This is a genomic window from Metapseudomonas otitidis (genome assembly GCF_011397855.1).
In the GTDB taxonomy this organism is placed as follows: Bacteria; Pseudomonadota; Gammaproteobacteria; order Pseudomonadales; family Pseudomonadaceae; genus Metapseudomonas; species Metapseudomonas otitidis.
Map to the genome: position 1 here is coordinate 2,100,187 of NZ_AP022642.1, position 21,930 is coordinate 2,122,116.

A 21,930-nucleotide genomic window follows, 5' to 3' on the forward strand; every position below is an offset into this window, starting at 1 on the left:
GGTCTTTGCGCCAGAACGTTCTTTAAAAATTTGGGTATGTGATAGAAGTGACTTGTTGAGTGTTTCACTGCACTCAGCAACTCAAGGCAAAATTTGCGAGTTCAAGCGCGAATTTTCGGCGAATGTCGTCTTCACACCATGGCCACTGGCAGATTGCTTGGGGTTATATGGTCAAGTGAAGAAGCGCATACGGTGGATGCCTTGGCAGTCAGAGGCGATGAAAGACGTGGTAGCCTGCGATAAGCTTCGGGGAGTCGGCAAACAGACTTTGATCCGGAGATCTCTGAATGGGGGAACCCACCTAGGATAACCTAGGTATCTTGTACTGAATCCATAGGTGCAAGAGGCGAACCAGGGGAACTGAAACATCTAAGTACCCTGAGGAAAAGAAATCAACCGAGATTCCCTTAGTAGTGGCGAGCGAACGGGGATTAGCCCTTAAGCTTCTTGGATTTTAGCGGAACGCTCTGGAAAGTGCGGCCATAGTGGGTGATAGCCCCGTACGCGAAAAGGTCCTTGAAGTGAAATCGAGTAGGACGGAGCACGTGAAACTTTGTCTGAACATGGGGGGACCATCCTCCAAGGCTAAATACTACTGACTGACCGATAGTGAACCAGTACCGTGAGGGAAAGGCGAAAAGAACCCCGGAGAGGGGAGTGAAATAGAACCTGAAACCGTATGCGTACAAGCAGTGGGAGCCTACTTTGTTAGGTGACTGCGTACCTTTTGTATAATGGGTCAGCGACTTATATTCAGTGGCGAGCTTAACCGAATAGGGGAGGCGTAGCGAAAGCGAGTCTTAATAGGGCGTTTAGTCGCTGGGTATAGACCCGAAACCGGGCGATCTATCCATGAGCAGGTTGAAGGTTAGGTAACACTGACTGGAGGACCGAACCGACTCCCGTTGAAAAGGTAGCGGATGACTTGTGGATCGGAGTGAAAGGCTAATCAAGCTCGGAGATAGCTGGTTCTCCTCGAAAGCTATTTAGGTAGCGCCTCACGTATCACTCCAGGGGGTAGAGCACTGTTTCGGCTAGGGGGTCATCCCGACTTACCAAACCGATGCAAACTCCGAATACCTGGAAGTGCCGAGCGTGGGAGACACACGGCGGGTGCTAACGTCCGTCGTGAAAAGGGAAACAACCCAGACCGCCAGCTAAGGTCCCAAAGTTGTGGTTAAGTGGGAAACGATGTGGGAAGGCTTAGACAGCTAGGAGGTTGGCTTAGAAGCAGCCATCCTTTAAAGAAAGCGTAATAGCTCACTAGTCGAGTCGGCCTGCGCGGAAGATGTAACGGGGCTCAAACCACACACCGAAGCTGCGGGTGTCACGTAAGTGACGCGGTAGAGGAGCGTTCTGTAAGCCTGTGAAGGTGAGTTGAGAAGCTCGCTGGAGGTATCAGAAGTGCGAATGCTGACATGAGTAACGACAATGGGTGTGAAAAACACCCACGCCGAAAGACCAAGGGTTCCTGCGCAACGTTAATCGACGCAGGGTGAGTCGGCCCCTAAGGCGAGGCTGAAAAGCGTAGTCGATGGGAAACGGGTTAATATTCCCGTACTTCTAGTTACTGCGATGGAGGGACGGAGAAGGCTAGGCCAGCTTGGCGTTGGTTGTCCAAGTTTAAGGTGGTAGGCAGGGTGCTTAGGAAAATCCGGGCGCTCAATGCCGAGAGCTGATGACGAGTTATCTTTTAGATGACGAAGTGGTCGATGCCATGCTTCCAGGAAAAGCTTCTAAGCTTCAGGTAACTAGGAACCGTACCCCAAACCGACACAGGTGGTTGGGTAGAGAATACCAAGGCGCTTGAGAGAACTCGGGTGAAGGAACTAGGCAAAATGGCACCGTAACTTCGGGAGAAGGTGCGCCGGTGAGGGTGAAGGATTTACTCCGTAAGCCCATGCCGGTCGAAGATACCAGGCCGCTGCGACTGTTTATTAAAAACACAGCACTCTGCAAACACGAAAGTGGACGTATAGGGTGTGACGCCTGCCCGGTGCCGGAAGGTTAATTGATGGGGTTAGCGCAAGCGAAGCTCTTGATCGAAGCCCCGGTAAACGGCGGCCGTAACTATAACGGTCCTAAGGTAGCGAAATTCCTTGTCGGGTAAGTTCCGACCTGCACGAATGGCGTAACGATGGCGGCGCTGTCTCCACCCGAGACTCAGTGAAATTGAAATCGCTGTGAAGATGCAGTGTATCCGCGGCTAGACGGAAAGACCCCGTGAACCTTTACTGTAGCTTTGCACTGGACTTTGAGCCTGCTTGTGTAGGATAGGTGGGAGGCTTTGAAGCGAGGACGCCAGTTCTCGTGGAGCCATCCTTGAAATACCACCCTGGCATGCTTGAGGTTCTAACTCTGGTCCGTCATCCGGATCGAGGACAGTGTATGGTGGGCAGTTTGACTGGGGCGGTCTCCTCCCAAAGAGTAACGGAGGAGTACGAAGGTGCGCTCAGACCGGTCGGAAATCGGTCGCAGAGTATAAAGGCAAAAGCGCGCTTGACTGCGAGACAGACACGTCGAGCAGGTACGAAAGTAGGTCTTAGTGATCCGGTGGTTCTGTATGGAAGGGCCATCGCTCAACGGATAAAAGGTACTCCGGGGATAACAGGCTGATACCGCCCAAGAGTTCATATCGACGGCGGTGTTTGGCACCTCGATGTCGGCTCATCACATCCTGGGGCTGAAGCCGGTCCCAAGGGTATGGCTGTTCGCCATTTAAAGTGGTACGCGAGCTGGGTTTAGAACGTCGTGAGACAGTTCGGTCCCTATCTGCCGTGGACGTTTGAGATTTGAGAGGGGCTGCTCCTAGTACGAGAGGACCGGAGTGGACGAACCTCTGGTGTTCCGGTTGTCACGCCAGTGGCACTGCCGGGTAGCTATGTTCGGAAGAGATAACCGCTGAAAGCATCTAAGCGGGAAACTCGCCTCAAGATGAGATCTCACTGGGATCTTGAATCCCCTAAAGGGCCGTCGAAGACTACGACGTTGATAGGTTGGGTGTGTAAGCGCTGTGAGGCGTTGAGCTAACCAATACTAATTGCCCGTGAGGCTTGACCATATAACACCCAAACAATCTGGTGTTGTTGGTGAAGTCGACAAACCGAAAGTTCGATTGAACCGCAAAGTACTGTCACATACCCGAATTCGGGTGAGCGTCTCGACGATCACCCTAAAGAATTGCTTGACGACCATAGAGCGTTGGAACCACCTGATCCCATCCCGAACTCAGTAGTGAAACGATGCATCGCCGATGGTAGTGTGGGGTTTCCCCATGTGAGAGTAGGTCATCGTCAAGCACCTATACCAAACCCCCGATCATCGAAAGGTGATCGGGGGTTTGACTTTGCGCGGATGAAAATCGCGCAAGAGCGACCCCAGATCATTCGAGTCTGCGAGCTTTCCGCTGAGTCTTGTTTATCCCTGTGAAAGGATGTCCCAGTCACAGCGGGATGACTGTCTTCCGCTCCCACCCGTCGACCGCTCACCTCTTGGCGTTCGCCATTTCGCAGACACAAAAAAGCCGCCTATTGGCGGCTTTCACTGTGGTGGCGAGTTAATCCCCCCCGGTATTCGCAACCGCTTGTGCACGTCTCGTGTATGCGTACTCGGCTCAGTTCTGGGATCAGCGGCTTGACCTGTTGCCAGATCCACTTGGCCAGCACTTCACTGGTGGGGTTTTCCAGGCCGGGGATGTCGTTCAGGTAGTTGTGGTCCAACTGCTCGTAGATGGGCCTGAACAGTGCCTTGATCTCCGAGAAGTCCCGAATCCAGCCGGTATGGGGGTCAACGTCCCCTTCGATATACAGGGCGACTCGGAACGAATGGCCATGAAGACGGCCGCACTTGTGCCCGGCCGGTACGTGGGGGAGGCGATGGGCTGCCTCGAAGATGAATTCCTTGAAGATTTCCAACTGCTGCGCCCTGGCTGAAAGGGATTTCGGGGGCGCGAGTGTATCAGGTGCGGTGCGTGTTTACGTGCCGTCCGGCGCTAGCCTGGCTTCAGCGAAGGCCCAGGCGCTTTGCCAGGCGCAGAAGGTTGGCGCGATCCAGTCCCAGATCGCGTGCCGCAGCTGCCCAGTTGCCCTGATGATGCTGCAGCCCGGCCTCGATCAGGCGTCGCTGGTAATCATCGACGGCTTCCCTCAGGTCACGGACCTCGCCAGCACCTGCTTCGATTGCACCGGATGTCGCAGTCACGCCCTCCTGGAGCATGGGCAGCGCCAGGTCGGAAGCGTCGATCGTCAGGATACGTGGTCGCTGGGGGCGTACAGCGGCCAGCGCCTTGAGTCCTGCCCGACCGATCAGATGCTCCAGTTCCCGCACGTTCCCTGGCCAGTCATAGCGGAGGAGGGCGGCCTGTGCGTCTGCTGCCAGGCGCAGGCTGCGTAGCCCGAGCTGGGCCCGGTTGCGTTCGAGGAAGAAGCCCGCCAGCAGCAGCACATCCCGCCCACGCTCCCGCAATGGCGGGACCAGCAGTGGATACACGCTCAGCCGGTGGTACAGATCGGCGCGAAAACGGCCTTGCCTGACCTCCTCGGCCAAGTCCCGGTTGGTGGCTGCGATGACCCGTACATCCACCCGGTGCTCCCGATCCGAACCGACGCGCTGCAGTTGCCCGCTCTGCAGCACCCGCAGGAGCTTCGCCTGGACGGCCATGGGCAGCTCGCCCACTTCATCGAGGAACAGCGTTCCCCCGTCGGCCAGCTCGAACTTGCCTCGACGATCATTCACCGCGCCCGAGAACGCTCCGCGTACGTGACCGAACAGCTCGCTCTCCACCAGCGTGTCCGGGAGCGCCGCGCAGTTCAGGCTGACCATCGGCATCCCGTGCCGGGGCGAGCGGGCATGGATCGCCTGGGCCACCAGCTCCTTGCCAACCCCCGTTTCCCCGGTCACCAGCACCGTCAGCTCGCTGTCCGCCACCGTTGCGATCTCCGCCAGCAGCGCCTTGTGCGCAGCACTCTGGCCGATCAGTTCACGAGGCGCCGGCTCGCCGGCGGCCTGGCGGTAAGCATCCGCCCGTTGCCGTTCGTCCTGTGCGCGACGCTCCAGATCATGCATGCGCTCCGCAGCCTTCACCGTGGCGGAAGCCAGGCTGGCGAACTGTTCCAGTGTCTGCAGGTCCTGCTGTGAAAAGCGCGATGGATCCAGGGCGTCCAGCGTCAGCAAACCCCATGGGCGCTCATCGAGGTAGAGCGGGCACCCCAGGCAGTCATGCACCTCCAGGTGCGCGTGATGGCCCTCCACCAACCCGTCGTAGGGATCGGGCAGGTCACAGTCCGCAGGAAAGTGCGTAGGGGATCGCTGTTCCAGCAAGGCCGCGAGACGGGGGTGATCGGCCACGCGGAAGCGCCTGCCCAGGGTATCGAGGCTCAGTCCATCCACTGCCAATGGCACCAGGTGCTCATCCTCCAGGCGAAGAAGTGCCGTGGCATCGCACGGCAGCAACCCGCGGAGAGCTTCCAGCAAGCGACGATAGCGCTCGCGTTCGGGCAGGTCGCGGGAGAGGTCGCTGACCAGGGGAAGCAAGGTCTGCAGCAAGGAAGGTGCAGTCATAATGACTCCATGTGTGTCGTTAAGACATGGCGCCAAGTGTAGTCAAATTAACCTGAATAAATACAACTCACTGAATATAAAGGGAAAATTTTCTGGCACGAAAACTGGAATAGCCAAGGTGAACCATCACACCACAAGGGAAACCCCCATGCTGTCCAGCCAAGCCCGTGCAATCGTCACTTCCACCATCCCGCTGCTGGAAACCGGCGGCGAAGCGCTGACCACCCACTTCTACCGCATCATGCTGACCGAGTATCCCGAGGTTCGCCCGCTCTTCAACCAGGCCCACCAGGCCAGTGGCGACCAGGCGCGTGCCCTGGCCAACGGCATCCTCATGTATGCCCGCCACCTCGATCGCCTCGACGCCCTGGGGCCGATGGTCGGGCGCATTGTCGCCAAGCACGTTGCCCTGCAGATCCTGCCTGAGCACTACCCCATCGTCGGCGCCTGCCTGCTGCGGGCGATTCGCGAAGTGCTGGGCGAGGAGATTGCCACCGACGAGGTGATCGCCGCCTGGGCCGACGCCTACCAGCAGCTTTCCAGCCTGCTGATCGCTGCCGAGGAAGAGGTGTACGCCGCCAACGCCGAGTCCGAAGGCGGGTGGCGGGGCGGTCGTCGCTTCGTGGTCCGGCAGAAGGTGGTGGAGAGCGAAGAGATCACCTCGTTCTACCTGGCTCCCGCCGATGGCGGCCCCGTCCAGGCGTTCATCCCCGGGCAGTTCATCGGCCTGCGGCTGGACATCGATGGGCAGGAGGTGCGCCGCAACTATTCCCTGTCCGCCGCACCCAATGGCCGCGACTACCGCATCAGCGTCAAGCGTGAGCCGAACGGCAAGGTTTCCAACCACCTGCACGACCGGGTCGGGGAGGGCGACGCCCTCGAACTGTTCGCCCCCGCCGGCGACTTCATCCTGCGCCCTGGCCGCAAGCCCCTGGTGCTGATCAGCGCCGGCGTCGGTATCACCCCCGCCCTGACCATGCTCGAAGCCGCCCACGGAAGCGGTCGACCGATCCACTTCATCCACTGCGCCCGCAATGCATCCGTGCAGGCTTTCCGCCCCTGGCTGGAAGAGATGGCCGCGCGCACGCCCAACCTGCGACTCCACACCTGCCTCAGCGAACCGAACGCCGGTGACCGGGCCGATGCCACCGGCCTGCTGAGCCGCGACCAACTCGCCCAGTGGCTGCCCGCCTCCCGTGATGTCGAGGCGTACTTCCTCGGTCCCAAGTCCTTCATGGCCATGGTCAAGAAACACCTCGCCGCGTTGGGCGTGCCGGCTACACAGTGCCACTACGAGTTCTTCGGCCCGGCTGCCGAACTGGATGCCTGAACCGCCGCCCGGCACCCCGGTGCCGGGCCTTTCCTGGAGGAGTTCGCCATGCGCCCTGTCCCTTGCCGTTGCCCCTTGCTGAGCCTGGCCCACCGCCTGCTGGCTGCCGGCCTCGCGCTGCTGCTGGTTGGCGTCGTTGGCGCCTATGGGCTGGATCGTTACCTCGCGCTGCCCGCCCAGGTGCTGGCCCATGGACTGGTCATCCTGGGGCCCACGCTGATCAAGGTCGGCTATGTCATCCGCCTTACCGCCCTGCAGCGGCTGCATCGGGAGGCCTGCCATGCAACTGTGTGACCGTCGCCGCGAACTGGCCATTGCACCGCTCTGGCGCCTGGGGTTCCGCCCCTTCTTCCTGGCGGGCAGTGCCTTTGCGTTGCTCGCGGTAGTGGCCTGGCTGGGCGTGCTGAGCGGGCTGCTTCAGGGTTGGCAGCCCACCGGAGGCTGGCTCGCCTGGCACCGTCACGAGATGCCCTTCGGCTTCGCCGTGGCAATCATTGCCGGCTTCCTGCTCACTGCCGTGCAGAACTGGACCGGCCAGCCGGGCCTTGCCGGCCGCCCCCTGGTCGGCCTGTTCGTGGTGTGGCTGCTGGCGCGCCTGGCCTGGCTGGCCGGTGTGCCCCTGGTGATGGCGGCGCCCCTGCAACTGGTCTTCCTGCCGTTGCTGGCCTGGGTGATCGGCCGTCGCCTGTGGCGGGTGCGACAGCGCAACAACTACCCGGTGGTGCTGATGCTTCTGCTGTTGGCAGTGGCCGATGGACTCGTGGTGCTGGGCATGCTCGCGGGCAACGACGCCTGGCAGCGCCAGGGTGTGCAGGGTGCGCTCTGGCTGGTGGCCGCGCTGATGAGCTTGATCGGCGGGCGGGTGATCCCGTTCTTCACCCAGCGCGGGCTTGGCCTGCCCAGCCAGGTCAAGGCCTGGCCCTGGCTGGAGTGGGGCACCTTGGGGCTGTCGCTGGCAGTGGCGCTGTCGACGCTCATGGGCGCCGCCAACCGGCCTGTTCCGTTCCTGGCGCTGCCGTTCGCCGTGCTCGGGGCGGGGCACCTGCTGCGTCTGGTGCGCTGGTATCACCGGGGCATCTGGCGGGTGCCACTGCTCTGGTCACTGCACCTGGCATTCGCCTGGCTGGTGGTGGCGCCGTTCGGCCTGGCGGCCTGGCACCTGGGTTGGCTGGCGGGCAGCAGTCCGGCCCTCCACGCCCTGGCAGTGGGGGCCATGGGTGGGTTGATCCTGGGGATGCTGGCGAGGGTCAGCCTGGGGCACACCGGGCGCGCGCTGGTGGCACCAGCGGCGATGGGCTGGGCCTTCGGCCTGCTCAACCTGGGGGCGGTGCTGCGGGTCTTCGGCATCGGGATTTGGCCACTGGCCAGCCTGCTGCTAGCCGGGGTCTGCTGGATCCTGGCCTTCGCCCTGTTCCTCGGGCACTACGGGCCGATGTTCTGGCGGGCCCGGGTGGATGGCCAGCCGGGCTGAAGGCAGGGATTCAGGGACGGGCGGCGCGCAGGCGGGTCAGTTCCTGTTTCAGCCAGTCCGCGGAGAGCTGCTCCTGGCCGGCGCAGTTCACTTTGTAGGGCTTGCCGCTCATGCTGCTTTCCGTGGCGGCCCGGGCGATGAAGTCCTCGGCGTTGTCCACCAGGCCCTTGTTTTCCAGGTAGTCCAGCTTCTTCTGCAGGTGCTGCCGTGCCTCGGCGGCGGGGTATTCACTGCCGTTGCGGATGAACAGGCAGCCACTGCTCTCCACGAACCCCAGCAGGGCGTTGATCTCCTGCTGGCTCCGCGCGTCCAGCTGGGCCTGGCTCGGGGTGGTCGCAAGCAGCAAGCAGCTGGCGCAGATGGCCCGCCAGGTAACGGTGGAAGCGCGCATCGTTCCAATACTCCATGTGGCTCAAAGGGGTGTGGCGTTTGTACCAGGGGCCGACCGGCAGGGCGACGTCCTCCGTCACGACTTCGGCATAGTTCTGCAGCGGTCGCAGCGGATAGCCCAGCGGATCGGCCGGCGCATACACGTTCAGCCAGCGCGCAGCGTGCTCAAGGCCCGCCGGCAGGCAATGGCCGGGAAAGCGGATCGGCCGCACCGGGTCGTAGGCGAAGGTGAAGAGCGGGATGTTGCAGCCGAAGGTCACCAGGCCCGCCAGGGTTTCCAGCGCGAGGAAGGGATCGCGCGGGCAACTGGGCGTGGTGTTCAGCTTCTGCTGGTCCCAGACGAAGTTGGAGAAGATGTGCCCGCCCAGCGAGTGGGCCAGCACCACCAGTGGCGTGGTCGGTGCCACCTTGGCCCGCAGGGCGGTGAGGCCGTTGCGCAGGCACTGGTGCACTTCTTCATAGGTGGTGTCGTAGGCCTGGCTCACCTTGCGGTAGCCGCTGGCATCACCGAGGAACAGCGTCACTGCTTCGCGCAGCCAGCGCCAGGTCACCGGTTCGTGCTCCAGGCGGTCGAGGTAAGCCCGCTCGCGGCGGTCCAGCACGCTGGCCCAGTACAGGCTCTGGAAGGCGATGGCGTCGGCCTCCACACCCAGCTCCCGGCGCAACCCGCCGATAAGACCCTGGGCATAGCTGTACTGACCCTCGGCATCGCGCTGGTCGGGCTGGCTGCCAATGCCATGCAGGATGGCGACGGCGAGTTTCATGAATCCTTCCTTGGAACAGATGGGGTCAGAGGGGCAGCAGGCGCTCGGCGAGGCGGCCGCTGTCGGCCAGTTCGAGGAACTCGTCGCCCAGCCGCTGGCTTTCCGCCATGGCCTTGCGCCAATAGCGCTCGCGGCCGTCGTCGTCGCCCAGGTAGCGGGTGAAGTCCTTGCGGTCCGGCAGCTTGCCGTGGGGCAGGGTAGCCAGGTAGTCCCTCGACGGTGCCAGCAGCAGCACGTCCTGCAGGCGCTCGGCATCGCCACGGCGCCAGGGCAGGCCCTTGTCGAACCAGCCGGGGATGACCTTGTCGGTGAAGTGCGGGTAGAGCACCACCCCGTCGCCCTGGTAGGGCAGGTCCAGGTGGTAGTCCAGCAGGCCGCCGTCGCGGTAGGTGCCGGGGCCGACGCCGGGGATGTCGCGCACCCCCTCCATCACCATGGGGATGGAGCCGGAGGCCAGCAGCGCATGGCGCAGGTTGGCACCGTCCAGGGGCAGGCAGCGCGAGGGGAAGTCGTTCAGCGGCGCCAGCGGCGGTGCCAGGCGGCTGTCATGCAGGATCACCCGCTCGAAGTGGCGCGCCAGGCGCGGGCGGCCCAGCAGGTTGGCGCCGATCACCGAAGACAACCCCAGGCCCAGTGCTCCTCGACGGTCGTGGGCGAGCAGGCCGTGGCTCTTCACCACCACCACGTTCAGGCGGTAATGCGGGTTGTTCAGCACCTGCTGGTCCTGGCCGTCGAGCAACTGGTCCAGCATCGCCGTGCAGCGGCGGCTCACGTCCGCCATGCTCACACCCTTGGGGAAGCGCTGCGAGGTGTACAACTCGCCGAGGCGGCGAAGGCCTTCGGCGGCGTCCGGCAGGCAGGCACTGGCGAAGCGCCAGGAGCCGATCGAGGCACCGATCAGCGAGCGCTCCTGGGGCGCACGGGGCAGCCACTCGCCGAACAGCGCCAGGTCCAGGCCCTGGATGCCCAGCGCCTTCGGCCCGCCCGCCGCGCCCGGGAGGATCTTCACATCCGCCGGTTGCAGGCCACGCTCGCGGATACGGGCCAGGGCCCGCTTGCCGGCGCGCAGGGTGAGGGCGGGCGACTTGATGTGAATGGCGCTCATGGGGGCCTCCGAAAAAAGCGAGGCAGCGATTATAGTGGCCCGCGCCTGCGGACCAAGTGCTTTCAGCGCGTGAATGATGCCTCCGCCTGTAGCACGATGACGCCCCGGCAGCGGGGAGCCCGGCGAATTCAGCTTGAATTAATGGCGACTGGCTACAGTGGACCCATCTCAAGACAGCGCCCCCCACAAGGAGAAGCCACGATGAAAACCCTTACCGCCCTGTTCGCCACTGCCGTTCTCGCCGCCACCTCCAGCCTCGCCCTGGCCCGCGACCTGGGGCCGGACGAAGCGCTCAAGCTGCGTGACGCCGGCACCATCCAGTCCTTCGAGAAGCTCAACGCCGCCGCCCTGGCCCAGCACCCCGGTGGCACCATCCACGAGACCGAGCTGGAAGAAGAGTACGGCCGCTACGTCTACCAGGTGGAACTGCGTGACGCCAAGGGCGTGCAGTGGGACCTGGAGCTGGACGCCACCAACGGCCAGGTTCTGAAGAACCACCAGGACGACTGATGCGCCTGATCATTCGCTACAGCGGCATCGTCGCCCTGGTCCTGGCCACCTGCACCCTGCAGGCCATGGCCCGCGACCTGGACCAGGACGAAGCCCTCAAGCTCCGCGAACGAGGGGTGATCATGCCCCTCGAACAACTCCTCGACCGCGCCCTGGGGCTCTACCCTGGGGCGCGCCTGCTGGAAGCGGAGCTGGAGGAAGAGGACGATATCTACGTGTACGAAGTGGAACTGCTGACCACCGATGGCGTGGTCCGCGAGCTGGAACTGGATGCCCGCGACGGTCGCATCCTGAAGGACGAGGAAGACGACTGATGCGCCTGTTGTTGGTGGAGGACCATGTCCCCCTGGCCGATGAACTCCTGGCCGGCCTGACCCGCCAGGGCTACGCCGTGGACTGGCTGGCCGACGGCCGCGATGCCGCCTACCAGGGCGCCAGCGAACCCTACGACCTGATCGTGCTGGACCTCGGCCTGCCGGGCCGACCCGGCCTTGAAGTGCTGCAGGAGTGGCGCGCCAATGGCCTCGCCACCCCTGTGTTGGTGCTCACTGCGCGGGACTCCTGGGCCGAGCGCATCGAAGGCCTCAAGGCCGGTGCCGACGACTACCTGACCAAGCCGTTCCACCCCGAGGAACTGGCCCTGCGCATCCAGTCCCTGCTGCGCCGCGCCAAGGGGCTGGCCAACCAGCCGCACCTGGAGGCCGCCGGCCTGCAGCTGGACGAAGCCCGCCAGTGCGTGCTGCGTGACGGCGAAGAGGTGACCCTGACCGCCGCCGAGTTCCGCCTGCTGCGCTACTTCATGCTCCACCCCGGGCAGCTGCTCTCCAAGAGCCACCTGGCCGAGCACCTCTACGACGGCGAGACCGAGCGCGACTCCAACGTCATCGAAGTCCACGTCAACCACCTGCGCCGCAAGCTCGGCCGCAGCGTCATCGAGACCCGGCGTGGCCAGGGCTACCGCTTCACCGGAGTCACCGGGTGAGGTCCATCCAGCGCCAGCTTTCCCTCGGCCTGGTCGCCCTGCTGCTGGTGGTTGGCCTGCCCCTGGCCCAGCTCAGCCTGTGGTTGTTCGACGACGGCCTGCGGCGTTACCTGGAGAACAACCTGCGCAGCGAAGCGGAAGGCCTGCTCGCCGCCCTGGTGCGCGGTCCCAATGGCATCCAGCTGGACGAGCAGAAGCTCAACCCCGCCCACCAGCAGCCCTTCTCAGGGCGTTACTTCGTGATCCGCATCGACGACCGCCCCTGGCGCTCCCGCTCGCTCTGGGACAGCGAGCTGCAACTGCCCGAGCGCGCCGGCCTGGCCGCCGACCTGCTGCCCGGCCCCCGCGAGCAGTGCCTGCTCACCTACCGGGGTGACTACCGGCGCTTTGGCCGCCAGGTGGTCATCGTCGTCGCCCAGGACTACACCCCCGTGCTGGAAGACTTCCGCCGCGTGCAATGGACCGGCGTCGCCCTCGGCCTGGCCGCGCTGCTGCTGATCCTCGGGCTGCAGCGCTACACCGTGCGCCGCGCCCTGCAGCCCCTGGAGCGGGTGCGGCAGCAGATCGCCCAGTTGCAGCAGGGCCAGCGCAGCGACCTGGACACCCGGGTGCCCCAGGAGCTGGAGCCGCTGGTGGGCCAGGTCAACCACCTGCTGGCCCACACCGAAGACACCCTGCGCCGCTCGCGCAATGCCCTGGGCAACCTTGGCCACGCCCTCAAGACCCCGCTTGCCGTGCTGATCAACCTGCAGAACCGGGAGGAGCTGCGCGAGCATCCCGAACTGCGCGCCACCCTCACCGAGCAGCTGGAGCAGATCCAGCAACGCCTCGCCCGCGAACTGGGACGCGCCCGGTTGGCCGGCGAAGTGCTGCCCGGCGCGCACTTCGATTGCGACGCGGAGCTGCCGACCCTGTTCAACACCCTGGCCATGATCCACGACAGCGCACTCGACCTCGACTGGAGCGTCGAGCCCGGTCTGCGCCTGCCTTGGGACCGGGAAGACCTGCTGGAACTGCTGGGCAACCTGCTGGACAACGCCTGCAAATGGGCTGAGACCCAGGTCCTGCTGGGCATTGCCCGAGAGGGCGACGGCTACCGGCTGTGCGTCGACGACGACGGCCCCGGCATCGCCGAGGACCAGCGCCAGGCCGTGCTCGAGCGCGGCACCCGCCTCGACGAACAGGTGGCCGGGCATGGGCTCGGCCTGGGCATCGTGCGTGACATCGTCGACGCCTGGGGCGGCCGCCTCGCCCTGGACAGCAGCCCCCTCGGCGGCCTGCGGGTGCGTATCGACCTGCCCGCGCCTCGCCGTTGACGGCACGCAGTGCGGTTGGTATCAGGCCTGTCTAGTCTGTAGGCAACCCAACAAGGACCCGCCCCATGCATGCATTCGATGCTCCCCATCCGCCGCAACTGGCCCGGCTGCTCGGTTTTGCCGGGCTGGTGCCCTTCGTCACGGGCGCACTCGGCATCTGGCTGACCCCGATCGGCTGGCGCCCGCTGGTGCTGGCGGCGTTGCTGGACTACGCCGCCGTCATCCTCGCGTTCATGGGGGCCATTCACTGGGGGCTGGCCATGCGCGCCGGCCAGGAGGACACCCGCGCGCGCCTGCAGCTGGGCTTCTCGGTGATTCCCGCATTGTTCGGTTGGGTCGCCATCTCCGCCGGGCTGCCCGCCGGCCTTGCGGTGGCCGTGTTCATTCCGGCCTTCATCGGCCTTTACCTGGCCGACCTGCGTGCCGTGCGCCTGGGCCTGGCACCGGGCTGGTACCCGGCGCTGCGCCGTCCGCTGACCATCGGCGTGGTCACCAGCCTGCTGGTGGCCTGGGGCGGCCTGCTACTCGGCCAGCCAGGCTGACACCGTGGCCAGCGCCGCCTCGCGGCGCTCGGCCCAATCCCCCTCAAGCACCACGTAGCGCTGCCCCCGTGCCTTCAGCCATGCCTCGCTGGCGTGGAAGAATGCCAGGCGTTCGGCCAGTGCCGGCTGGCAGCGCTGCCCATCGCCCACCCAGGGCACGCCTTCCGGGCTCAGCAGCAGGTGCAGGTCGTAGCGGCGCTCGTCCAGGGCCGTCTCCAGCCAGGCCGGGCAGTCGCCGAACAGCGTGCGGCTCCAGAGGATGTTGCTCAGCAGGTGGGTATCCAGCACCAGCAGCACCGGGCGCTCGGCCCGTGCCGCGTCCTCGCGCTGCAATTGCCCCCGGGCGATCAGGGGAATGTCGGCGAAGCAGGTGTCGCGCTGCTGCTCGTCGATGAACTCGCGCACGTACTCGCCCACCACCCGGCCGCCGAAGCGTGCGGCGATCTCGCCGGCCAGCCAGCTCTTGCCGCTGGACTCGGGGCCGGCCAGTACCAGCACCTTCATGCCGAGGCCGCCAGGGGTTGGCGCCACTGCCGCCAGCCGTGCACCGCCAGCAGGGTGAACAGCGCATAGAGCGCGGCGGTGAGGTAGAGCCCCTTGTAGGTGAACAGCCCGACGAAGATCACATCCACCACGATCCACAACGCCCAGCACTCCAGACGCTTCTGCGCCATCCACACCTGGGCCACCAGGCTGAACCCGGTCAGCGCCGCGTCCAGCCAGGGGGCGGCGGCATCGGTGTGGGTGGCCATCACGTAGCCCAGCGCCAGGCTGCCGGCGGCCCCCAGGCCCAGGCCGGTCGCCAGCTGCGCCGGTGCCAGGCGGCTGACCTCGCGGCCGTCATGGCGGGCGCCGCCCCGGGTCCATTGCCACCAGCCGTAGCCTTGCAGCACGGCGTAGATGCCCTGCAGCAGCATGTCGGAATAGAGCTTCACCTCGAAGAAGATCCAGACGTAGATCAGCACCATCACCAGGCCGATGGGCCAGCACCAGATGTTCTGCCGGGCGGTGAGCCAGACGGCCAGCACGCCGAGCGCGGCGGCGAAGAGTTCAAGCGGTGACACGGGCGACCCTCGTTCGATGGAGGGGCGATTGTAGCGGCTCCCACCTGCCGCGCCAGTGGCGGCAGGTGGGGCAGGGGAGGGCTCAGATGCGGAACTGGCGCAGCAGGTGGCCGAGGCGTTCGGCCAGCTCGTTCAGCTGGTGGCTGGCGCTGCGGGTCTGCTCGGCGGCCATCGCCGTGTCGTGGGCCAGGCTGGCGGCCTGGGTGACGTTCTGGTTGACGTCCTCCACCACGTGGGACTGCTCCAGGGTGGCGCTGGCGATGGAGGCATTGAGGCCCGTGAGGTTGCGCAGTGACTGGCCGATCTGCCCCAGGCTCTCGCCGGCCTGGCTGGCGCGTTCCACCGTTGCCTGGGTGGCCCGGCTGCTCTCGTCGATGACCTTCACCGCCGCCTCGGAGTTGGCCTGCAGGCGCTCGATCATGGTCTGGATCTCCGCCGTGGATTTCTGCGTCCGCTGGGCCAGCAGGCGCACCTCGTCGGCCACCACGGCGAAGCCACGGCCCTGCTCCCCGGCACGGGCGGCCTCGATGGCCGCGTTGAGCGCCAGCAGGTTGGTCTGCTCGGCGATGGAGCGGATCACCTCCAGCACGCTGCCGATCTGCGAACTTTCCGCCGCCAGCGAACGGATCACCTCCACCGCCTGGCCAATGGTGCTCGCCAGGTCGCTGATCTGCTGGATGCTGGCATCGATGCTGGTCTGGGCCAGGCGCGCCTGGTCCTCGGCGGTGCGTACCTCCTCGGCGGCGTGCTCGGCGTTCTTGGCCACGTCCTGCACGCCGTAGGTGACCTGGTTGATGGCGGTGGCCACCAGCTCCATGCGCTGGGATTGCTGCTCGCTGTGGGCGTGGCCGTCCTGGGCGATCCCGCCCAGGGCGCTGGCCGACTGGTCCAGCGCACCGGCGGCCTCCAAGGACTGGCGGATCACCCCGCGCAGCTTGCCGGTGAAGGCGTTGAAGTGGCTGGCCAGCGCGGTCACTTCATCCCGGCCGTGGGTGTCCAGTTGGCTGGTGAGGTCCCCCTCGCCGCTGGCGATGTCGGCCATGGCACCCACCACGTCCTTCAGCGGGCGGGTGATGCTGCGGGCGATGAGCATCACCAGCGCGGCCATCAGCAGGGCGATGACCAGGCCGATGGCCGAGGCTTCGAGCGCCTGGTTGCGGAACTCGCCCTCCATGTCGTCGATGTAGATGCCCGAGCCGAGCACCCAGCCCCAGGGCTGGAACAGCTGCACGTAGGACACCTTCGGCACCGGGTCGGAGGCACCCGGCTTGGGCCAGCGGTAGTGGACGAAGCCCGCGCCCTTGGTCTTGGCCACCTCCACCATCAGGTTGAACAGCGGCTTGCCGTCCGGGTCCTTGTAGCCGGAGAGGTCCTGGCCCTCCAGCTTCGGGTTGGTCGGGTGCATGACCATGCGCGGGCCCAAGTCGTTGATCCAGAAGTAGTCGGCCTTGTCGTAGCGCATGCCGCGGATGGTCTCCATCGCCTGCTTCTGCGCCGCCTCGCGGGTCAGCGTGCCCGCGGCTTCCAGGCCCTGGAAGTATTGCAGGGTGCCCATGGCGGTCTGCACCACGTGCTGCGTCTTCAGCTCCTTGCCGGCGAGCAGATCTTCATGGATCTGGCGGAGCATCAGCACCCCGAGGATCAGCAGCATCGACACGGCGACGACGAGGATCAGCCAGAGTCGCTGGCTGATGGGCAGGCTGCGCAGATTCATGAATGAAATACTCCCGCGATATTGTTGTTTTTCCCTAAGGCGACAGAGGCGCGCTACAGATGTTGTCTGATAGCATTTCGGCCCTTTCGCCCTAAACCTGAGCATGCACCGCAGGATGCCCGGGAACCCAGTCGACCAAGGTCGGTCATAGGGCCGCTCGGCAGCTCAGCCGGCAGACACACCAACATACTTAATCTAGTCGGGCCGCGACCTTGTGTGCCCTGGGGAGAATCGATGGATTTGTGGACCGCCTTCCAGGCCTTGTTGCTGGGCATCGTCGAGGGCCTGACGGAGTTCCTGCCGATCTCCAGTACCGGTCACCAGATCATCGTCGCGGATCTGATCGGCTTCGGCGGCGAGCGCTTCGAAGCCTTCAACATCATCATCCAGCTCGGCGCCATCCTCGCGGTGGTCTGGGAATACCGGCGCAAGGTCCTCGACATCGTGGTCGGCCTGCCGCGCCAGCGCAGCGCCCAGCGCTTCACCCTCAACCTGCTGGTGGCCTTCCTCCCCGCCGTGGTGCTGGGGGTGGCCTTCGCCGACCTGATCCACCACTACCTGTTCAACCCCATCACCGTTGCCACCGCCCTGGTGATCGGCGGCGTGATCATGCTCTGGGCCGAACGCCGGCAGCACCGCACCGAGGCTGACACGGTGGACGAGATGACCTGGAAGCATGCCCTCAAGGTCGGCTGTGCCCAGTGCCTGGCGCTGATTCCTGGCACCTCCCGTTCCGGCGCCACCATCATCGGCGGGCTGGTCTTCGGCCTCTCGCGCAAGGCCGCCACCGAGTTCTCCTTCTTCCTCGCCATGCCCACCATGGTCGGCGCGGCCGTCTACTCGGGCTACAAGTACCGCCACCTGTTCCAGTCCGCCGACCTGCCCGTATTCGCCCTGGGCTTCGTGGTGTCGTTTATCTTCGCCATGCTCGCGGTGCGAGCGCTGCTGAAGTTCATCGCCAGCCACAGCTATGCCGTGTTTGCCTGGTACCGCATCGGCTTCGGCCTGTTGATCCTCGCCACCTGGGTCTTCGGCGTGGTGGACTGGAGCACCGTCCAGGCCTGACGAGGCCGAGGTATTCGCCGCATCGATGAAGGCGCGCCACAGGCGCGCCTTTGTCATAGTGGGCCCCCGCCATTGCCCGGAGGCCCACTATGCTCCCGCTCGAACACCGCCTGCTGGCCGTCAACGGCATCCAGCTCGCCCTGCACCTGGCCGGGCCGGAGGACGGTCCGCCGGTCTGGCTGCTGCACGGCTTCCCCGAGTGCTGGCTGGCCTGGCGCCACCAGATCGAACCCCTGGCCCGTGCCGGCTACCGCGTGCTGGTGCCCGACATGCGCGGCTATGGCGCCAGCAGCGCCCCAGCCGACCCGGCCGCCTACGACCTGCTGACCCTCTGCGCCGACATCCGCGCCGCCATGGACGCCCTCGGCCAGGTCCGCGTCTGCGTCGTCGGGCACGACTGGGGTGCCCCCGTGGCTTGGCACCTCGCACTGCTGGAACCCCAGCGCGTCCAGGCGGTGGTGGGCATGGCCGTGCCCTTTGGTGGCCGGCCCCGGCAGCCGGCCACCGAGGCGATGCGCCGCCACTTCGCCGATCGCTTCAACTACATCCTCTACTTCCAGCAGGTCGGCCTGGCCGAGCAGGAGCTGGACGCCGACATCCCCCGCACTCTGCGCATGATGCTGCACCACTGTTCCGCTGCCGTGCCGCTGGGGCATTTCCTCCAGGAGCGCCCCGCCGGCTCGCGGCTCTTCGATGGCCTCGAAGACCCCGGCCAGCTGCCGGTGTGGTGCGAGCCGGAAGCCTTCGCCGGCTACTGCAAGGCCTTCGAACGCCACGGCTTTCGCGGTGCGCTCAACTGGTACCGCAACTTCGAACGCAACTGGGCGCTGACCGAGTCCTTGCAAGGGCAGCGGGTGCTGCAGCCGGCGCTGTTCCTCATCGGCGACCACGACCCGGTGGGCCTGCTGGAAGCCCACACGCTGAAGCAGATGCCGGAGGTGGTGCCAGCCCTGGAGGCCCATCGGATCGAGGCCTGCGGGCATTGGCTGCAGGGCGAGCAGCCCGAGGCGGTGAATGAGCGTCTGCTGAGTTTCCTGGGGCGGCACTACCGCTGAGGGGCTGGGCGGCGCAGCACCAGGTAAAGCAGCGGGCCGATGGAGGCGAAAACCGCCGTCAGCAGGTAGAAGGGCAGCAGGTAGGCCAGGCTCCGGCCCTGGCGGCGGTTGTCCTGGTACATCCAGACCGCGATCAGGGCGCAGGCCAGGTACAGGTCGATCACCACCTGGGCGGTGTCCGGCCGGCTCATCAATTGAGCACCGAAGGCCAGCAGCGACTGTTCGCTGATGGCCATCACATAGAGGGTGTAGCCACCAAAGGCGAGAAGAGCGGCGAGGGCGAGGGGGCGGGCAGGCATGGCAACGTCCTTGTTATGGGTATGAGCGCCGAATCTGCCGCAGTGCTCCCGCGCCGGCAATGAGGCATCGGGTCGCCCCAGGCGGTTCAGTCCAGCAGCAACCCCACCCGCTTGTACTTCGGCAGGCGCGCCACCACCAGTTGGTGGGAGCGGGTCAGCAGGGCTTTCAACTCGGCGTCGCCGAGGGCCGGCGGCATCGCCACGCTGACCCAGAAGGCTCGGGCCAGGTAGGGCGCCGGGCGGATGCCGGGGCGGTCGACGTAGCCGAGGAACAGGTCGGGGTCGACCTTGAAGGCCAGGTCCTCGCCAAGGAAGTCGACGATGGCGAACATCTTGTTCCCGGCCACCGAGAACACCCGGTTCGAGCCCCACTTGAGGTCTTCCCGGGCGCCGGGCAATTGCAGGCAGAACGCGGCAATCTCGTCAGCGGTCATGGACAGCTCCTTGCAGGTCTATAGAGGGCGCTGGCGCGCATCGCTGCGCAACAGCACGAGACCCAGCAGCATGCCGGCCAGGGCCAGCCCGGCGGCTACCAGGAAGATCGCGGCAAAGCCCTGGGCGTTGGCCACCAGGCCCATCAACGGGCCGGCCAGGCCCAGGGCCAGGTCGAAGAACACCGCGTAGGCCCCCAGCGCCGAGCTGCGGCTGGAGGCGGGAATGCGTGAGATGGCCTCCACGCCGAGGGCCGGGTACACCAGCGACAGGCCGAAGCCGGTCAGCGCGGCGCCGCACAGGGTCAGCCAGGGCTGCGGTGCCAGCCACAGCAGGAGCAGGCCCAGGCTCTCGATGCCCAGGCAGGCGATGGCCACCCGGTAACCGCCGAGCCGGTTGATGGTGCCGGCGAACAGCAGGCGCGCGCCGATGAAGGCGCAGCCGAAGGCCGTCAGGCACCAGGCCGCGCCGCTCCAGCCACGGCTGGCGTAGTACAGCGTGACGAAGGTGGCCAGGGTGCCGAAGCCGATGGAGCCCAGGGCCAGCGCCACGCCGTTGGGGGCGATGCGCAGGAACACGTTGCGAAACGGCAGGCGCACGCCGGCGACGATGGGCGCCGGCGCCTTGCCCCGCGCCACCAGCAGCGCTCCGGTGCCCAGCAGGGCGATCAGCGCGCCCATGCTCCACAGCCCCAGGCCGCTCACCAGCAGCACCCCCAGGGGCGCGCCGATGGCCACCGCGCCGTAGGAGGCGATGCCGTTCCAGGAGATCACCCGCGCGGTGTTTTCCGCACCGACCCGGCCGATGCCCCAACTGATCGAGCCGGTGCCCACCAGCCCCTGGGACACCCCCAGCGCCACGCGGCCGGCCAACAGCAGGCCCAGGCTCAGGCTCGGCAGACCCTGCAGGGAGGTGGAGGCCAGGGTCAGCAGGCCGCTCAGCGCGCAGCCCGCCAGGCCCAGCAGCACCGCGTGCTTGGCACCGCGGCGGTCGGCCACCGCGCCGGAGAATGGGCGCGAAAGCAGGGTGGCGGCGTACTGGGTGCTGATCACCACGCCGGCCAGCACCGAGCCGTAACCCAGGTCGTTGTGCACGTAGCCGGGCAGGACCGCCAGCGGCAGGCCGATGCAGAGGAAGCTGATGAAGGTGAAGAAGACGATGGAGACGATCTGCAGGGTGATGGAGGCAGACTGCTCGACGCTGCTCATGGATGGACCTGGTTCGGCTCGGTGCGGGAGGCGCCCATCATCCTCCAGCCGGCGTGCCAAAGGAAAGCCAGCTAACGATTGCTCAGAGGGGCTCCAGCGCTTCGCCGCGGCAGGCGTCGACGAGGTGGTCGATCCACGCCCGCACCGCTGGCAGCAGACCGCGCCGGTGGGTGTAGACCACCTGCAGGTGGCCACCCGGCAGCTCCCAGTCCGGCAGGACCCGTACCAGGCGGCCGTCTTCCAGCTCCCGGTTGCAATGCATCGCCGGCAGCATGGTGATGCCCAGGCCACGCAGGGCCGCCTGCTTGCGCACCTCGAAATCCTCGATGGCCAGCCGGGGCTCGAGCACGATGTCGCGGCGGTTGCCCTGGGCGTCGCGCAGCAGGTAGTGCAGCTTGCGGTCCCGCTCCAGCGCGCCGAGTACCGGCAACCGGGCCAGGTCGTCCGGGGTTTGAGGGGCGCCGGCCTGAAGCAGGGCAGGGGTGGCCACCAGGTAGGCGCGGGCGGGCGCCAGGCGGCGGCAGATCAGCGAGGGCTCCTCGTCCTCCTGGTCGCGTACCCGCAGGGCCACGTCCACCCCCTCCGCCAGCAGGTCGACCCGGTGGTTCACCAGCGCCACCTCCAGTTGCACCAGCGGGTAGCGTTCGAGGAAGTCACTGAACACGCCGCGCAGCCGGGTGCGGGCGACTTCGGTGGGGCAGGTGACGCGAATGCGCCCGCGCGGTTCGCTGGTCAGGCTGGCCACCGCTTCCTCGGCCTGTTCCGCCTCCAGCAGCATCGCCTGGCAATGCCGCAGGAAGCGCTCGCCCACGTCGGTCAGGGCCAGCTTGCGGGTGGTGCGCTGCAGCAGGCGCGCACCGAGGCGCGTCTCCAGCTCGGCGATGCGCCGCGACAGGCGGGACTTGGGAATGCCCAGCAGACGCCCGGCCGCCGCAAAGCCGCCGTGCTCCACCACCTTGGCGAAATAGAAGAGGTCGTTGAGGTCCTGCATGCTGCGCTACCGCTCGGAAGAGGGCGCACTATGGCACTCGGTGGTGGATTTCGTCGACTTGATGAATCCTTTGCCTACGCAGTTGTCGGAGCGGTGTATCTTGAATGCTCCGCGTATCGGTGAATGCCAGGTC

At 65.7% G+C, this 21,930-nt stretch carries 22 protein-coding genes and 2 rRNA genes; 12 read left to right on the forward strand and 12 right to left on the reverse strand.

Annotated elements, in window-relative coordinates:
* Positions 1–169: 169 nt before the first annotated feature.
* Positions 170–3,061: ribosomal RNA gene (locus tag PotMrB4_RS09800) — 23S ribosomal RNA — on the forward strand.
* Between the two features lie 122 nt (positions 3,062–3,183).
* Positions 3,184–3,299: ribosomal RNA gene (gene rrf, locus PotMrB4_RS09805) — 5S ribosomal RNA — on the forward strand.
* Between the two features lie 228 nt (positions 3,300–3,527).
* Here rrf and queD read toward each other — a convergent pair.
* Positions 3,528–3,914 carry a 6-carboxytetrahydropterin synthase QueD gene (gene queD / locus PotMrB4_RS09810; RefSeq protein WP_172433123.1) on the reverse strand — a complete coding sequence of 129 codons (387 nt, stop codon included), beginning with the start codon at positions 3,912–3,914 and terminating at the stop codon, positions 3,528–3,530.
* A gap of 88 nt (positions 3,915–4,002) precedes the next feature.
* Complete coding sequence (norR, locus tag PotMrB4_RS09815; RefSeq protein WP_142010801.1) at positions 4,003–5,559, reverse strand: nitric oxide reductase transcriptional regulator NorR; 1,557 nt, start codon at positions 5,557–5,559, stop codon at positions 4,003–4,005.
* Positions 5,560–5,707: 148 nt separating this feature from the next.
* On the opposite strand from norR, the gene hmpA reads away from it, so the two are divergent.
* From hmpA to PotMrB4_RS09830, 3 genes are read left to right on the forward strand one after another with little or no spacing between them, the layout of a single operon-like run.
* A complete protein-coding gene (hmpA, locus tag PotMrB4_RS09820) occupies positions 5,708–6,889 on the forward strand; it encodes an NO-inducible flavohemoprotein (RefSeq protein ID WP_172433124.1) in 1,182 nt (393 codons plus the stop codon).
* 48 nt (positions 6,890–6,937) lie between these two features.
* Entirely contained in the window at positions 6,938–7,183 is a 246-nt protein-coding gene (locus tag PotMrB4_RS09825; RefSeq protein WP_172433125.1) for a transmembrane sensor/regulator PpyR, read from the forward strand.
* Positions 7,170–8,360, forward strand: coding sequence for an NnrS family protein (locus PotMrB4_RS09830; RefSeq protein WP_172433126.1), 1,191 nt, complete (start codon positions 7,170–7,172; stop codon positions 8,358–8,360). The genes PotMrB4_RS09825 and PotMrB4_RS09830 overlap by 14 nt, the downstream gene beginning before the upstream one ends.
* A gap of 10 nt (positions 8,361–8,370) precedes the next feature.
* On the opposite strand, the gene PotMrB4_RS09835 is transcribed toward PotMrB4_RS09830, so the two are convergent.
* From PotMrB4_RS09835 to PotMrB4_RS09845, 3 genes are read right to left on the reverse strand one after another with little or no spacing between them, the layout of a single operon-like run.
* Positions 8,371–8,628, reverse strand: coding sequence for a DUF5329 family protein (locus PotMrB4_RS09835; RefSeq protein WP_232060814.1), 258 nt, complete (start codon positions 8,626–8,628; stop codon positions 8,371–8,373).
* Positions 8,588–9,514, reverse strand: coding sequence for a hypothetical protein (locus PotMrB4_RS09840; protein ID WP_044408956.1), 927 nt, complete (start codon positions 9,512–9,514; stop codon positions 8,588–8,590). The genes PotMrB4_RS09835 and PotMrB4_RS09840 overlap by 41 nt, the downstream gene beginning before the upstream one ends.
* A gap of 25 nt (positions 9,515–9,539) precedes the next feature.
* Positions 9,540–10,619 carry a patatin-like phospholipase family protein gene (locus tag PotMrB4_RS09845; protein ID WP_172433127.1) on the reverse strand — a complete coding sequence of 360 codons (1,080 nt, stop codon included), beginning with the start codon at positions 10,617–10,619 and terminating at the stop codon, positions 9,540–9,542.
* A 201-nt stretch (positions 10,620–10,820) separates the two neighbouring features.
* On the opposite strand from PotMrB4_RS09845, the gene PotMrB4_RS09850 reads away from it, so the two are divergent.
* The 5 genes from PotMrB4_RS09850 to PotMrB4_RS09870 all read left to right on the forward strand — a co-directional run bounded on the left by PotMrB4_RS09850 (position 10,821) and on the right by PotMrB4_RS09870 (position 13,969).
* The gene (locus tag PotMrB4_RS09850; protein ID WP_172433128.1) at positions 10,821–11,129 is read left to right on the forward strand and encodes a PepSY domain-containing protein; all 309 of its coding nucleotides are present in this window, start codon (positions 10,821–10,823) and stop codon (positions 11,127–11,129) included.
* Positions 11,129–11,443: a PepSY domain-containing protein gene (locus PotMrB4_RS09855; RefSeq protein WP_044408964.1), complete on the forward strand. Its 315-nt coding sequence runs from the start codon at positions 11,129–11,131 to the stop codon at positions 11,441–11,443. The genes PotMrB4_RS09850 and PotMrB4_RS09855 overlap by 1 nt, the downstream gene beginning before the upstream one ends.
* Positions 11,443–12,111, forward strand: coding sequence for a response regulator transcription factor (locus PotMrB4_RS09860; protein ID WP_044408967.1), 669 nt, complete (start codon positions 11,443–11,445; stop codon positions 12,109–12,111). The genes PotMrB4_RS09855 and PotMrB4_RS09860 overlap by 1 nt, the downstream gene beginning before the upstream one ends.
* Positions 12,108–13,427, forward strand: a complete 1,320-nt coding sequence (locus PotMrB4_RS09865; protein WP_172433129.1) for a sensor histidine kinase — start codon at positions 12,108–12,110, stop codon at positions 13,425–13,427. Before PotMrB4_RS09860 ends, PotMrB4_RS09865 begins: the two co-directional genes overlap by 4 nt.
* A 65-nt stretch (positions 13,428–13,492) precedes the next feature.
* Entirely contained in the window at positions 13,493–13,969 is a 477-nt protein-coding gene (locus tag PotMrB4_RS09870; protein WP_044408976.1) for a DUF3429 domain-containing protein, read from the forward strand.
* On the opposite strand, the gene PotMrB4_RS09875 is transcribed toward PotMrB4_RS09870, so the two are convergent.
* The 3 genes from PotMrB4_RS09875 to PotMrB4_RS09885 form a co-directional block, all read right to left on the reverse strand.
* Positions 13,949–14,473, reverse strand: coding sequence for an AAA family ATPase (locus PotMrB4_RS09875; protein WP_172433130.1), 525 nt, complete (start codon positions 14,471–14,473; stop codon positions 13,949–13,951). The genes PotMrB4_RS09870 and PotMrB4_RS09875 overlap by 21 nt on opposite strands.
* Positions 14,470–15,033, reverse strand: coding sequence for a nicotinamide riboside transporter PnuC (gene pnuC / locus PotMrB4_RS09880; protein WP_044408981.1), 564 nt, complete (start codon positions 15,031–15,033; stop codon positions 14,470–14,472). The genes PotMrB4_RS09875 and pnuC overlap by 4 nt, the downstream gene beginning before the upstream one ends.
* A gap of 82 nt (positions 15,034–15,115) precedes the next feature.
* On the reverse strand, positions 15,116–16,747 hold the full coding sequence (locus tag PotMrB4_RS09885) for a methyl-accepting chemotaxis protein (protein WP_172433131.1): 1,632 nt from the start codon (positions 16,745–16,747) through the stop codon (positions 15,116–15,118).
* 234 nt (positions 16,748–16,981) lie between these two features.
* Between PotMrB4_RS09885 and PotMrB4_RS09890 the strand changes: the two genes are divergently transcribed.
* Both PotMrB4_RS09890 and PotMrB4_RS09895 read left to right on the forward strand, forming a co-directional pair.
* A complete protein-coding gene (locus PotMrB4_RS09890; protein ID WP_172433132.1) occupies positions 16,982–17,812 on the forward strand; it encodes an undecaprenyl-diphosphate phosphatase in 831 nt (276 codons plus the stop codon).
* Positions 17,813–17,901: 89 nt separating this feature from the next.
* The gene (locus tag PotMrB4_RS09895; protein ID WP_172433133.1) at positions 17,902–18,867 is read left to right on the forward strand and encodes an alpha/beta fold hydrolase; all 966 of its coding nucleotides are present in this window, start codon (positions 17,902–17,904) and stop codon (positions 18,865–18,867) included.
* On the opposite strand, the gene PotMrB4_RS09900 is transcribed toward PotMrB4_RS09895, so the two are convergent.
* The 4 genes from PotMrB4_RS09900 to PotMrB4_RS09915 form a co-directional block, all read right to left on the reverse strand.
* A complete protein-coding gene (locus tag PotMrB4_RS09900) occupies positions 18,858–19,166 on the reverse strand; it encodes a DUF2834 domain-containing protein (RefSeq protein WP_142010776.1) in 309 nt (102 codons plus the stop codon). The two genes, PotMrB4_RS09895 and PotMrB4_RS09900, sit on opposite strands and share 10 nt — an antisense overlap.
* An 86-nt stretch (positions 19,167–19,252) precedes the next feature.
* Entirely contained in the window at positions 19,253–19,600 is a 348-nt protein-coding gene (locus PotMrB4_RS09905) for an MmcQ/YjbR family DNA-binding protein (RefSeq protein ID WP_172433134.1), read from the reverse strand.
* An 18-nt stretch (positions 19,601–19,618) separates the two neighbouring features.
* The gene (locus PotMrB4_RS09910; protein WP_172433135.1) at positions 19,619–20,806 is read right to left on the reverse strand and encodes an MFS transporter; all 1,188 of its coding nucleotides are present in this window, start codon (positions 20,804–20,806) and stop codon (positions 19,619–19,621) included.
* A gap of 82 nt (positions 20,807–20,888) precedes the next feature.
* Positions 20,889–21,797 carry a LysR substrate-binding domain-containing protein gene (locus PotMrB4_RS09915; RefSeq protein ID WP_172433136.1) on the reverse strand — a complete coding sequence of 303 codons (909 nt, stop codon included), beginning with the start codon at positions 21,795–21,797 and terminating at the stop codon, positions 20,889–20,891.
* Between the last annotated feature and the right edge of the window lie 133 nt (positions 21,798–21,930).

Coding starts and splice junctions, on each gene's coding strand:
- norR (WP_142010801.1), bottom strand. CDS start 5,559: ATGACTGCACCTTCCTTGCTGCAGACCTTGCTTCCCCTGGTCAGCGAC.
- hmpA (WP_172433124.1), top strand. CDS start 5,708: ATGCTGTCCAGCCAAGCCCGTGCAATCGTCACTTCCACCATCCCGCTG.
- PotMrB4_RS09825 (WP_172433125.1), top strand. CDS start 6,938: ATGCGCCCTGTCCCTTGCCGTTGCCCCTTGCTGAGCCTGGCCCACCGC.
- PotMrB4_RS09830 (WP_172433126.1), top strand. CDS start 7,170: ATGCAACTGTGTGACCGTCGCCGCGAACTGGCCATTGCACCGCTCTGG.
- PotMrB4_RS09840 (WP_044408956.1), bottom strand. CDS start 9,514: ATGAAACTCGCCGTCGCCATCCTGCATGGCATTGGCAGCCAGCCCGAC.
- PotMrB4_RS09845 (WP_172433127.1), bottom strand. CDS start 10,619: ATGAGCGCCATTCACATCAAGTCGCCCGCCCTCACCCTGCGCGCCGGC.
- PotMrB4_RS09850 (WP_172433128.1), top strand. CDS start 10,821: ATGAAAACCCTTACCGCCCTGTTCGCCACTGCCGTTCTCGCCGCCACC.
- PotMrB4_RS09855 (WP_044408964.1), top strand. CDS start 11,129: ATGCGCCTGATCATTCGCTACAGCGGCATCGTCGCCCTGGTCCTGGCC.
- PotMrB4_RS09860 (WP_044408967.1), top strand. CDS start 11,443: ATGCGCCTGTTGTTGGTGGAGGACCATGTCCCCCTGGCCGATGAACTC.
- PotMrB4_RS09870 (WP_044408976.1), top strand. CDS start 13,493: ATGCATGCATTCGATGCTCCCCATCCGCCGCAACTGGCCCGGCTGCTC.
- PotMrB4_RS09875 (WP_172433130.1), bottom strand. CDS start 14,473: ATGAAGGTGCTGGTACTGGCCGGCCCCGAGTCCAGCGGCAAGAGCTGG.
- PotMrB4_RS09885 (WP_172433131.1), bottom strand. CDS start 16,747: ATGAATCTGCGCAGCCTGCCCATCAGCCAGCGACTCTGGCTGATCCTC.
- PotMrB4_RS09890 (WP_172433132.1), top strand. CDS start 16,982: ATGGATTTGTGGACCGCCTTCCAGGCCTTGTTGCTGGGCATCGTCGAG.
- PotMrB4_RS09895 (WP_172433133.1), top strand. CDS start 17,902: ATGCTCCCGCTCGAACACCGCCTGCTGGCCGTCAACGGCATCCAGCTC.
- PotMrB4_RS09900 (WP_142010776.1), bottom strand. CDS start 19,166: ATGCCTGCCCGCCCCCTCGCCCTCGCCGCTCTTCTCGCCTTTGGTGGC.
- PotMrB4_RS09905 (WP_172433134.1), bottom strand. CDS start 19,600: ATGACCGCTGACGAGATTGCCGCGTTCTGCCTGCAATTGCCCGGCGCC.
- PotMrB4_RS09910 (WP_172433135.1), bottom strand. CDS start 20,806: ATGAGCAGCGTCGAGCAGTCTGCCTCCATCACCCTGCAGATCGTCTCC.
- PotMrB4_RS09915 (WP_172433136.1), bottom strand. CDS start 21,797: ATGCAGGACCTCAACGACCTCTTCTATTTCGCCAAGGTGGTGGAGCAC.